Raw genomic sequence first — 11,767 nt, forward strand, 5'->3', positions numbered from 1 at the left:
CCCGAGGGCCTCCCGGCCCGGCCCGGACGGCAGACGTCCGCGCCGGTGCCGGGAGGCCCTTCTGCCCGGTCGTCCTAGGCGTCCAGGCCGAAGTCGAACCGGATCGTCGGCTCGGTGTCCGGACGGATCGGCACCTCGGCCCAGATCGTCTTTCCTTCGCGTGTGTAGCGCGTGCCCCACCGGTCGGCGAGTTGGGCGACCAGGAACAGTCCGCGGCCGCCCTCCTCGTCCGGACGGGCCCGGCGCAGCCGGGGTGACGTCTCGCGGCCGTCCGACACCTCGCAGATCAGGGCGCGGTCCCGGTCGCGCAGCAGCCGCAGATCCACCGGCGGAGCCCCGTACCGGATCGCGTTGGTGACGAGCTCGCTGACGATCAGTTCGACCGCGAAGCCGACGGCGTCGAGGCCCCAGCGTTCCAGCTGGGCGTTCGTGGAGGCGCGGGCGCCCGCCACCTCGGCCGGATCCGAATCGATCCGCCAGCTCGCCATGTCGTCCTCGGCCAGGGCGCGGACGCGGACCAGAAGCAGCGCGGCGTCGTCGCGGGCGTCGGCCGCCTCCTCGGTCTCGACGATCCGGCGGGCCAGTTCGTCCGGGTGCAGTCCGGAGTGCGCGGTCAGGGCCTGGCACAGGACGGCGACCCCGGCATCAGGATCACGGTCGGCCCCGGTCACGAGGCCGTCCGTGAACAGGGCCAGCAGGCTGTGCTCCGCCATCTCGAACTCCGCCGCCTCGAAGGGCATTCCGCCGACGCCCAGGGGCAGGCCGACCGGGACGTCCAGAGGCGCCGCGGGCCCTTCGGGCGGGACGACGACCGGGGGCAGATGACCGGCGCTGGCCGCCGCGATCCGCCCGTGGACCGGGTCGTACACGACGTACAGGCACCGCGCGCACACCGCCGGATCGCTGCCGTCCGTCCCCTTGGGGTCGATCCCGATGCGGGCCTGCCCGACCAGGTCGTCGAGCCGGCTGAGGAGTTCGTCCGGCGCGAGGTCGAGGGCGGCCAGGGCACGTACGGTCGTGCGCAGCCGCCCCATCGTCACCGCGGCGTGCAGCCCGTGGCCCACCACGTCGCCCACGACCAGCCCGACGCGGGCGCCGGACAGCGGGATCACGTCGTACCAGTCGCCGCCCACCCCCGTCGGCCCGGCACCGGGGACGTAGCGGTGGGCGGACTCCACGGCGGTGTGCTCCGGCAGTTCCTGCGGCAGCAGACTGCGCTGGAGCAGCAGGGCCGTCGCGTGCTCGCGGGCGTAGCGGCGTGCGTTGTCGACGCAGACGGCGGTGTGGGCGACCAGTTCGCCGGCCAGGCCGCGGTCGGCGTCGTCGAAGGCGGCCCTGCCGGCGGTACGGGTCAGGGTGACGGTCCCGAGCACCGCGGCACCGGCCTTCAGGGGCAGGACGAGCCTCCGGTCGCCGGCGGGGACCTCCTGGGCCGGATCGCCCGCCCGGGGTGCGGGCTCCTGCCCCGCGAGCACGGACGTCGCGAGGTCGACCCGCGCCGCGTCCGCGAGACCGGGGACGGCCACGGCGACGAACTCCTCGGACGTCCGGACCACGTCCAGCGTCGTACCGATGCTGCTGGAGCGGCTCAGCAGTTCCAGGCGCCGCTGGGCCGTGTAGCGTGCGGTGATCTCGAACGCGGATTCGCATACCCCCAGCAGGTTGCCGTCGGGGCCCTGCAAACGGAAGTACGAGCAGGAGAAGACCCGCTCACGGCCGGGTTCTCCCGGCACGGTGAGGCGATAGTGGAGGTCGATGACGGGCTCGCCGGTGCGGAACACCTGTGCGACGACCTCGTCGAGCCGGCCGCCCCGCAGTTTCCCGCCGATGATCTCGCCCTCGGGCATGATGTCCCGCACGTACTTGCCCATCCAGTACGACGGGTCGAGCCGGAACTCGATCTCCTGGCTCGGATTGACCCAGGTCACGCGGCCGTCCGGGCCGTACACGGTCAGGCCGATCGGTGACTGGTGGAAGAGCCCGACCAGCATCGCCTGGTCGGTCGCCCAGCGCTCCACCTGTTCGGCGGCCAGGGACATGACGGCCCAGGCCGCAGGGGCCGGGGAAGGCCCGGTCGGGCCGAGCGGCAGGACGTGCAGCATCGCGCGTACGGTGCCGCCGCTGGTCCGCAGGATCCGGGTCTCGCCGGAGAGGCCGTCGGGGGCGTCCGGCCCGAAGAGCGGGAGCCCGTCGGCGGGGGCGAGGACCTCGTGGGCCGGCCTGCCGAGGACGTCGTCCGCCGCGAGGCCGTAGAACTCCTCGGCCGCGGGGTTCCAGCCGATGACGACGCCCTGCCGGTCCAGTACCGCCGTGGCCGTGGACGCCAGGTGGAACGGAGTGCCGGGATCCGGCTCACCCGACCTGGGCGATGTCATGGCGGCCTCCCGGCGTACGGTCATTCCCCCTCGTCACCTTAGTGGCCGGGGCCGCAGAAGCGAGCGCCGGCCCCGGCCGGGCGGTCAGGCGCGTCCCGCGGCCTTCTGGCTGCGGCGGGACAGCGAGTCCACGACCACGGCGGCCAGCAGCACCGAACCGGTGATCATGAACTGGACGGCGTTGCTCACGCCCATGATGTTCATGCCGGACTGGATCGAGCCGATCACCAGCGCGCCGAGCAGCGCCGACCACACCGACCCGCGGCCGCCGAACAGACTCGTGCCGCCGATGACCGCCGCCGCGATCACGTTCATGAGCAGATTGCCGCCGCCCGACGTCTGGCTCGCCGACTGGATCTGTCCGGCGAGGAAGAGGCCGCCGATCGCCGCCATCGTGCCGGCGATCGAGAAGACGCTCATCCGCACGAACGGCACGCTGATGCCGGCCCGCCGCGCGCCCTCGATGTTGCCGCCCACCGCGAAGATCTGCCGTCCGTAGCGGGTGCGGCGCAGCACGAAGTCCAGCACCACGAGGAGGATGAGGAAGAGCAGCAGGGCCAGCGGCAGCCCCTGGTACTGGTTCAGGATGTACGCCGTGGCGAACGCGATCGCCCCGATGACGACGGTCCGCAGCACGATCTCGGCGATCGGCCGGGACGGCACCCGCGCCGCCTGCCGCCGCCGGGCGTCCAGGAGCTGGGCGAACAGGAACAGGCCGACCCCGACGCCGGCGGCCACGTACGCTGCGGCCGGGCTCTCGAAGATCTTCGAGTAGAGCTCGGCGACCACCGACTCGGCCGGGATGTTGACCGTGCCCGTGCTGCCGAGCACCTGCAGCATCAGCCCGTTCCAGGCGAGGTTTCCGGCCAGGGTCACCACGAAGGCCGGCACGCCGACCTTGGCGAAGAAGAACCCCTGGATGAGCCCGACCGCCGCACCGCCCGCCACCGCGACCAGCAGCGCCAGCCACTCGTTCATACCGTTCAGCACGTTGAGCACGGCGAAGATCGCCGCGCACAGGCCGCTGACCGAGCCGACGGACAGGTCGATCTCGCCGAGCAGCAGCACGAACACGATCCCGACGGCGATCATGCCGGTGCCGACGATCTGCTGGCTGAGGTCGGAGAGGTTCTGCGCGGAGAGGAACGTGCTGTCCAGGGTGCCGAACACCGTCCAGATGATGATCACGGCGATCACGACGGGCAGCGAGCCCAGCTCGCCGCTGCGCAGCTTGCGCCGGAACTCCGTCACGTACCCGCGGACGCCCTCCTCGCGGACGATCAGCCGGGTGTCGACGGCCGGCATCGCCTCCGGCGCGGGCCGCTGCGCGGCCGAGTCGTCGGGGATGCGGTTCGGGCCGCCGGGATCGCCGCGCCGTTTCATCGCCCCTCCTCCCCGTAGGACTCGCCGTGACCCTCGCCGCGGACCTCCCGCTCCTCGCGGATCCGGGCCTGGCGGCGGGTCACGGCGCTCTCCGTGGCGCCCGTGATCGCGGAGATGATCTCCTCGGTGGTGGTGGCGCGCCTGTCGAAGACGCCGTTGTTGCGGCCGAGGCGCAGCACCGCGATCCGGTCCGCGACCGCCATCACGTCCACCATGTTGTGGCTGATGAGGATGGTCCCCAGGCCGTGGCCGCGGAGCCGTTCGACGAGGTCGAGGACCTCGGCGGTCTGCTCCACGCCCAGCGCGGCGGTCGGTTCGTCCAGGATGACCACCTTCGGGTCGCCGATCAGGGAACGGGCGATCGCCACGGTCTGGCGCTGGCCGCCGGAGAGCGAGGCGACCGGGATGCGTACGGAGGGGATCCGGATGGACAGGGTGGCGAGCAGTTCGCGGGAGCGCTGCTCCATGCGGACCTCGTCGAGGACGCCGAAGCGGCGCAGCTCCCGGCCGAGGAAGAGGTTGCCGACCACGTCCAGGTTGTCGCAGAGCGCGAGGTCCTGGTACACGGTCGCGATGCCGAGGTTCTGGGCGTCGTGCGGCCGGTGGATGGAGACCGGCCGGCCCTGCCACTCGATGACGCCCTCGTCGGGCGGGTTCACCCCGGCGATGGCCTTGACGGCGGTCGACTTGCCGGCGCCGTTGTCGCCGACGAGTGCGACCACCTCACCGGCGTGGACCTCCAGATCGAAGTCCGCCAGGGCCTGGACCGCGCCGAACCTCTTGGAGACCCCCCGCAGGGTGAGCACAGGTGCTTCCGGCAACTCGACCGCCTCCTCGGCGGGGACCGCCTCGTGGGGGTTGCTGCTACCTCGTCACGACGCCGTTGCCGCTACTCGAGACCTGCCTCGCGGCAGGCGTCCTCGTAGGCCGGCGTGCAGATCTCGTCGACCGTGTACAGACCGTCCTTGACGACTGTCTCGTCGATGTTGTCCTTGTGGACCACGACCGGGGTCAGCAGGTTCGCCGGGACCTTGTCGCCGCTGCCGCTGGTGACGGTGAGCGGGATCAGGTCCTTCGGAATCGCCTTGTCCTCGGCCAGGTTGACGGCCATGGTGGCCGCGATGTCGGCCTCGGGCTTGTACGGCTTCTCGACGGTGATGGTCTGAGTGCCCAGCAGAATCCGCTGGATGGCGTCCAGTTGGGCGTCCTGACCGGTCAGCGGCACGTTCATGCCGGCCGCCTTCAGGGCGGTGGAGATACCGGCGGCCAGACCGTCGTTGGCGGAGTAGACGCCGACGATGTTGTCCTTGCCGAGGGCGCTGATCGCGCCGGACATCTGCTGATTGGCGTTGTTCGGGTCCCAGTTGGGAGTGTCGTACTCCTTGCCGATCTTCACCTTGCCGTCGAGGACGGAGTGCGCGCCGGCCTTGAACTCGGCCGCGTTCGGGTCGGTGGGCGAGCCGTTGTGCATCACGATCTGCCCGTCGTCGGCCTTGTCGCCGAGCGCGGCGAGCAGCGCCTGGCCCTGCAACTGGCCGACCTTGCGGTTGTCGTAGGACACGTAGGCGTCCACGGGGCCCTGGGCGAGTCGGTCGTAGGCGACGATCTTCACGCCGGCCTTGTTCGCCTTCTCCACGGACGACTGGATCGACTTGGCGTCCACCGCGTCCAGGATCAGTACCTGATCGCCCTTGGCGAGCGCGGTGTTGACCTGCTGCTGCTGGGTGGTCGCGCTCTCGGCCGCGTTGTAGTAGTCGATCTGGGCGTCCGGCGCCAGTTCCTTGATCTTCTGCTCGATGTACGGCCGGTCGAACTTCTCGTAGCGGGTCGTCTTGCTCTCCGGCAGCAGCAGTCCGATCTTGATCTCCTGCTTCGCCGCGGAGTCGTCGTCCGCCGCGAGCGCCGTTCCCGTCGCGGCCACGACTCCCAGGGTCAGGGCCGTGGCTCCGGCCAACGCGATCGCGCCTCGCACTGTACGGGTCATGGGAGGCTGCTCCTTTCGCGCGCCGCCTGCTCCTCCCCGTTCCGCGGAGGGGCCGCGGGAGCGCGGGCGCGCCTCTGACCAGACAGCTGGTCCATACATCGACACTAGACCCAACGCCGGGGGCCGACCATTCGGGTGATCATCGGATACCGTCGCGGTCGGAGCGCGATCATGGACGCGCGCCCAGGGTTCTCATCGACGGGGGATGTGATCCGGGTCATATGTGTCACACGGGCGGGGTCTCCGGTGTCTCAATGCCGAACGCATGGGAACCGGAGGAGACACCATGAACGAGAACACCGCGCGCACCCAGGTCGTCGTCATCGGCGGCGGTTACGCCGGCGTCATGGCCGCCAACCGCATGAGCGGTCGGGACGGCGTCGCCGTGACCCTGATCAACCCGCGCCCCGCCTTCGTCGAGCGGATCCGGCTCCACCAGCTCGTCGGCGGCAACCACGCCGCGGTCGTGGACTTCCGGGACGTCCTCGCCGACGGCGTCCGCCTCGTCGTCGACACCGTGGACCGGATCGACGCCCCGGGACGCGGCCTGACCCTGGCGAGCGGCGACACGATGTCGTACGACTACCTGCTCTACGCGGTGGGCAGCGGCAGCGCCGACCCGAGCGTGCCCGGCGCGGCGGAGTTCGCGTACCCGGTCGCCGGTCTGGAGGAGGCGGAGCGGCTGCGCCCGGTCGTCGAGCAGGCCGCCGCCGAGGCGCCCGTGACGGTCGTCGGCGCCGGACCGACGGGCATCGAGACCGCCGCCGAACTGGCGGAGCAGGGGCGCCGGGTGACCCTGGTCTGCGGCGACGTGCTCGGCCCGTACCTGCACCCGCGCGGCCGCCGGTCCGTCGCCGGCCGGCTCGCCGAGCTCGGCGTCACCGTCGTGGAGGGCCGCGACGCCAAGGTGAACGCGGTGACCCGCGAGACCGTCGAACTCGCCGACGGCCGGAGCCTGCCGAGCGCGGTGACCATCTGGACCGCGGGCTTCAGCGTCCCGGACCTGGCCGCGCGCAGCGGGCTGACCACCGACGCGCTGGGCCGCCTGATCACCGACGAGACACTGACCAGCGTGGACGACGACCGGATCCTCGCGGCGGGCGACTCGGCCGCCCCCTCCGGGCTGCCGCTGCGCATGAGCTGCCAGGCCGCCGGCCCGCTGGGCGCGCACGCCGCGGACACGCTGTTCGACCGGCTCGACGGCGTACCGCCCGCGAACATCGGCATCGGGTTCGCCGGCCAGTGCCTGAGCCTGGGCCGCCGCCTCGGTCTCTTCCAGGTCGCGGGCAAGGACGACACCCCGAAGGGGTACTTCCTGGGCGGCTCGCCGGGCGCGAAGCTCAAGGAGTTCATCTGCAAGGAGACGGTGAAGCAGCTGGCGGACGAGGCCCGCAGGCCCGGCGCCTACAACCGCCACAAGAAGTCCGATTCGGAGGGGAAGCGCCGCCGCGAGCTCCTGGCCCTGCGCGGCGCACTCCCCGAGACCGCGCCCGCGGTCCGGAGCTGAGGAAGACGACGTGAAGAGAAGGGAAGCTGCCGTGGACCAGCCCGAGGTGCCCGAGGGCCTCGACGACGTCGGTACGACGGGCGAGCCCGCCTCCGGCCCCGCCGACTCCGACGCCGCCCCCGGCGCGCGGGGCGCGGACGGGCGGGGGAGGGGCGAGGGTGTCGCCGACGCGGCGACCGCCGCGTTCGTCGCGCATCGCAACCTTCTCTTCACCGTCGCGTACGAGATGCTCGGGTCCGCCGCGGACGCGGAGGACGTGCTGCAGGAGACCTGGCTCCGCTGGGTCGACGTCGACCTCGACCAGGTGCGCGACCAGCGCGCGTACCTGGTCCGCATCACCACCCGCCAGTCGCTCAACCGGCTGCGCTCCCTGTCCCGCCGCAAGGAGTCGTACGTCGGGCCGTGGCTGCCCGAACCGCTGCTCACCACACCGGACGTGGCCCTGGACGTCGAGCTCGCCGAGAGCCTGTCGATGGCGCTGATGCTCGTCCTGGAGACCCTGTCCCCGACCGAGCGTGCGGTGTTCGTGCTGCGCGAGGTCTTCGACCTCGGCTACGACGAAATCGCCGCCGCGGTCGACAAGAACCCCGCGACCGTACGCCAGATCGCCCACCGCGCCCGCAAGCACGTCGACGCCCGGCGGCCGCGCGAGGCGGTCTCCGCGGACGCCACCCGCGCGGCCCTCGACTCCTTCCAGCGCGCCGTGACGACCGGCGACCTCCAGGGCCTCCTCGACGTCCTCGCCCCCGAGGTCGTCCTGATGTCCGACGGCGGCGGCGTCAAGCAGGCCGCGGTCCGGCCGGTGAAGGGCTCCGACAAGGTGGCCCGCTTCATCCTCGGCGGCGCCGCCAAGTGGGGCGTCGAGATCACCGTCGAGCCGACCGTCGTCAACGGCAACCCCGCCCTGCTGCTCCACGTGGACGGCGAGCTGGACGGCGTCATGGGGATCAGGTTCGAGGACGACCGGATCTCCGGCCTGTACTACGTCCGCAACCCCGAGAAGCTCACCCGCATCCTCGAGGAGACCCCGCTCACGGCGCGCTGAGCCGCCGCGCCCACCGTTCCGCGTCCCGAACCGAGCCCGCCCTCCTGAGAGGGCGGGCTCGGTCGTTTCCGTCCGCGCGTGCCCGGAACCGAATGCCGGATTCCGCGTTCATGATCCATGGAGCCCGCGGCCGACCACCGCACGGCTCCGCCGAACCCACGAGGAACAGCCGAGGAGTCGAACGTGTCCTTGTCACTGCACCGCCGTCTGGCCGTGAGTGTCACCGTCATCGCCGCGCTTGCCGGGGGGCTCGCGCCGGCGGCCGCCGCAGCGCCCGCCCCTGCCGCACCCGCTCCTGCCCCCACCCCCGACATGGCCGGAGTCGTCGCCGCACTGAACAACGCCATGGCCAAGGGCGCGCCCGGCGCCATGGCACGCTACTCCGGCCCCGACGGGGTCAGAAGCCGCGCAGTCGGCGTCCGCGACAAGGCGTCGGGCGCGGCCATGGACGTCCGCGCCCGATTCCGCATCGGCAGCGTCAGCAAGACGTTCTCGGCCGTCGTACTGCTCCAGCTGGCGCAGGAGGGCCGGCTGGAACTGGACCAGCCGGTCAACCGCCACCTGCCCGGGCTGCTCCCCGACGACCGCATCACGGTCCGTCACCTGCTCACCCACCGCAGCGGGCTCGCGGACTACACGGACAAGATGTTCCACCAGACCGTCCCGGGCTTCGAGGCGGTTCGGAACCGGGTCTTCACCTACCAGGAGCTGGTGGACCTCTCCCTCGCCGAGCCCCGCACCACCGAGCCCGGCGTCGCGTACAAGTACTCCAACACCAACTTCGTGGTCGTCGGCATGCTCATCGAGAAGCTGACCGGCCGCCCGGTGGCCGATGCGTACCAGCGGCGCATCATCAAGCCGCTGGGCCTGCGCGACACCTCGTACGTGCACCCCGACACGCGGATCAAGGGCCTGCACGTCCGCGGCCACCTGCACCCCGACGAGGCCGGCGCCGCGCTCGTCGACTCGACGGAGCAGACCGTGTCCTGGGCGCAGTCCGCCGGGGCGTTCATCTCCACCCCCGCCGACCTCAACACCTTCACCGGTGCCCTGATGCGCGGCCGGCTGCTGTCCCCGGCGATGCTGGAAGCGATGACGACGGTGACGCCGACGGACACCACCAACACCCGCTTCTACGGCCTCGGCCTGCGCCGCTACGACCTGTCCTGCGGCACGCAGGTCTTCGGCCACACGGGCACGGTGCAGGGCTATTACACGTACGCCTTCTCGACCCGCGACGGCCGCCGCAGCCTGTCGGCCCTGGCCAACACCTCCAACCACGGCGAGGCCAACACGGCCCTGGGCGCCACCCTGGAGTCGGCCTTCTGCGGCAAGCCGGCGAAGACCGCCATGAGGTCGACGGCCCCGCTGACGATGCAGGCCGAACGCGACCTGCCCGAGCGCCACTGACGCGGAGCGGCCGCCCGGACCGCCGAGGTCACGCCGGTCCGGGCCGGCCGTCCAGGGTCTCGTCCAGCGTGGTCGCCGCCATGATGAGGGACAGGTGGGTGAACGCCTGCGGGAAGTTGCCGAGTTGCTCGCCGCTGGGGCCGATCTCCTCGGCGAACAGGCCCACGTGGTTGGCGTAGGTGAGCATCTTCTCGAAGGTGAAACGAGCCTGCCGTACCCGGCCCGCGCGCGCCAGGGCGTCCACGTACAGGAAGGTGCACAGGCTGAACGTGCCCTCCGCGCCGCGGAGTCCGTCGGGGGAGGCGGCCGGATCGTACCGGTACACCAGGCTGTCCTTCACCAGGTCCCGCTCGATCGCGTCGAGCGTCGACAGCCACATCGGGTCCGTCGGGCTGAGCATCCCGACCCGGGGGATCAGCAGCAGCGAGGCGTCGACGACCTCGGCGCCGCCGTACGACTGCACCAGCGCCCTGCGGCTCTCGCTCCAGCCCCGCTCCATCACCTGCGCGAAGATGCTGTCCCGGGTTTGCCGCCAGGTCTCCAGGTCGGCCGGGCGGCCGAACTCCTGGGCGAGCCGCAGCCCGCGGTCGAAGGCCACCCAGGACATGACCCGGCTGTACGTGAAGTCCTGCTGCCCGCCCCGCGTCTCCCAGATGCCCTCGTCGGGCCGGTCCCAGGACCGTGCCAGCCAGTCGAGCAGTCCCGAAACCGCCTGCCAGGCCCGGTAGTTGGGCCCGGCGTGCAGTCCCGCGCCCTGCGCGAGCGCGTACATCGCCTCGCCGTAGATGTCGAGCTGCAGCTGGTCCGCCGCGCCGTTGCCGACGCGCACCGGGTACGAGCCGCGGTAGCCCTCGAAGTGCTCCAGGACGGTCTCGTCCAGCGTGGGGTCCCCGTCCACCCGGTACATGATCTGCAGCGGCCGGTCCCCGGCCGCCGGCGCCTCCGCACGCTCGGTGACACGCGCGCCGATCCAGCCGGCGAAGGCCGCCGCCTCCTCCACGAAGCCGAGGTCCAGCAGGGCGCGGACGGCGAGCGAACCGTCGCGGATCCAGGTGTAGCGGTAGTCCCAGTTGCGTTCGCCGCCGACCTGCTCCGGCAGCCCGAGCGTCGCAGCGGCGATCGGAGCGCCCGTCGGCCGGTACGTGAGCAGCTTCAGCGTGATGGCGGAACGGTGCACCATGTCGGGCCAGCGGCCCCGGTACCGGGCGGTGCGCACCCACGACTGCCAGAAGTCGACGGCGTCCCACAGCATCTGTTCCGCCTCCTGCGGGGTGGGCAGCGGCGGTACCGGCGCGTCGGGACCGGTCACCGTGAACGCGGCGCCCGCCACCCCGCCCTCGATGAGCTCCAGGGTGCCGCGCACGTCGTGCGGCCCCTCGCGCTCCAGCGGCACGTTCGTCTGCAGGAACCCGCAGATGCCGGCGGCCCGGAACGCCGCCGTACGTCCCTCCAGCGCCGTCTCGTGCGGGAGGGTGCCGAAGCCGAAGCGGGGCCGGCACTCCAGGGTGAAGCGCACCCGCCCCCGGGTGCAGCGCATCACCCGCAGGATGGCATGCCGGTCGGACGGGACCGCGGAGCGGATCGGCGGCATCCAGTCGATCAACTCGCCCACCCCGTCGGGCGACATGAAGCGCGTCACGAGCAACGCCGTGTCCGGGTAGTACAGCTGCTTCACCGACACGTCGGGCTCGTCCACGGAGAGCCGGAAGTACCCGCCGCGGTCGTGGTCGAGCAGCGCGGAGAAGATGCCGGGCGAGTCGAAGCGGGGGGCGGAGAACCAGTCGACCACGCCCTCGTCGGAGATCAGCGCGGCGGTCTGGAGGTCGCCCACCAGGCCGTGGTCGGCGATCAGCGGGTAGCGCTTCATGGCTTCCACTATCACGGGAGGGGCGCTTCCGCGCGCCTCAGAGGGCCTCCGCGGCGCGCTCCGGCGGCCGAGATGCCGGTGCGGCGCGCAGGGCGCACAGTGTCCCTACGGGCCGTGTGCACTCCTGCGGTGCACCTCGCTCCGCTCGGGGACGTGCGTACGCAGCGGAACCGCCAGCCGACACGGCAACGCGACC

At 72.0% G+C, this 11,767-nt stretch carries 8 protein-coding genes; 3 read left to right on the forward strand and 5 right to left on the reverse strand.

Annotation, left to right across the window (positions count from 1 at the left end):
- Positions 1 to 74 precede the first annotated feature (74 nt).
- From ABZO31_RS29520 to ABZO31_RS29535, 4 genes are all read right to left on the reverse strand, one after another.
- Positions 75 to 2,375, reverse strand: a complete 2,301-nt coding sequence (locus ABZO31_RS29520) for a SpoIIE family protein phosphatase (RefSeq protein WP_406864364.1) — start codon at positions 2,373 to 2,375, stop codon at positions 75 to 77.
- 84 nt (positions 2,376 to 2,459) lie between these two features.
- The gene (locus ABZO31_RS29525; RefSeq protein ID WP_406864365.1) at positions 2,460 to 3,758 is read right to left on the reverse strand and encodes a sugar ABC transporter permease; all 1,299 of its coding nucleotides are present in this window, start codon (positions 3,756 to 3,758) and stop codon (positions 2,460 to 2,462) included.
- Positions 3,755 to 4,579, reverse strand: a complete 825-nt coding sequence (locus ABZO31_RS29530) for an ATP-binding cassette domain-containing protein (protein ID WP_406864366.1) — start codon at positions 4,577 to 4,579, stop codon at positions 3,755 to 3,757. The genes ABZO31_RS29525 and ABZO31_RS29530 overlap by 4 nt, the downstream gene beginning before the upstream one ends.
- A gap of 68 nt (positions 4,580 to 4,647) precedes the next feature.
- A complete protein-coding gene (locus ABZO31_RS29535; RefSeq protein ID WP_406864367.1) occupies positions 4,648 to 5,742 on the reverse strand; it encodes a substrate-binding domain-containing protein in 1,095 nt (364 codons plus the stop codon).
- Positions 5,743 to 6,028: 286 nt separating this feature from the next.
- Here ABZO31_RS29535 and ABZO31_RS29540 point away from each other — a divergent pair, with 286 nt between their 5' ends.
- The 3 genes from ABZO31_RS29540 (at position 6,029) to ABZO31_RS29550 (ending at position 9,704) form a co-directional block, all read left to right on the forward strand.
- Positions 6,029 to 7,249, forward strand: coding sequence for an NAD(P)/FAD-dependent oxidoreductase (locus ABZO31_RS29540; protein WP_406864368.1), 1,221 nt, complete (start codon positions 6,029 to 6,031; stop codon positions 7,247 to 7,249).
- A gap of 46 nt (positions 7,250 to 7,295) precedes the next feature.
- Complete coding sequence (locus ABZO31_RS29545) at positions 7,296 to 8,294, forward strand: RNA polymerase sigma-70 factor (RefSeq protein WP_406865523.1); 999 nt, start codon at positions 7,296 to 7,298, stop codon at positions 8,292 to 8,294.
- Positions 8,295 to 8,477: 183 nt separating this feature from the next.
- Positions 8,478 to 9,704 carry a serine hydrolase domain-containing protein gene (locus ABZO31_RS29550; RefSeq protein WP_406864369.1) on the forward strand — a complete coding sequence of 409 codons (1,227 nt, stop codon included), beginning with the start codon at positions 8,478 to 8,480 and terminating at the stop codon, positions 9,702 to 9,704.
- Positions 9,705 to 9,732: 28 nt separating this feature from the next.
- Here ABZO31_RS29550 and ABZO31_RS29555 read toward each other — a convergent pair whose 3' ends face one another.
- A complete protein-coding gene (locus ABZO31_RS29555; protein ID WP_406864371.1) occupies positions 9,733 to 11,571 on the reverse strand; it encodes a glycoside hydrolase family 15 protein in 1,839 nt (612 codons plus the stop codon).
- Between the last annotated feature and the right edge of the window lie 196 nt (positions 11,572 to 11,767).

The sequence above is a fragment of the Streptomyces solicamelliae genome (assembly GCF_045348655.1).
Taxonomy (GTDB): domain Bacteria; phylum Actinomycetota; class Actinomycetes; order Streptomycetales; family Streptomycetaceae; genus Streptomyces; species Streptomyces solicamelliae.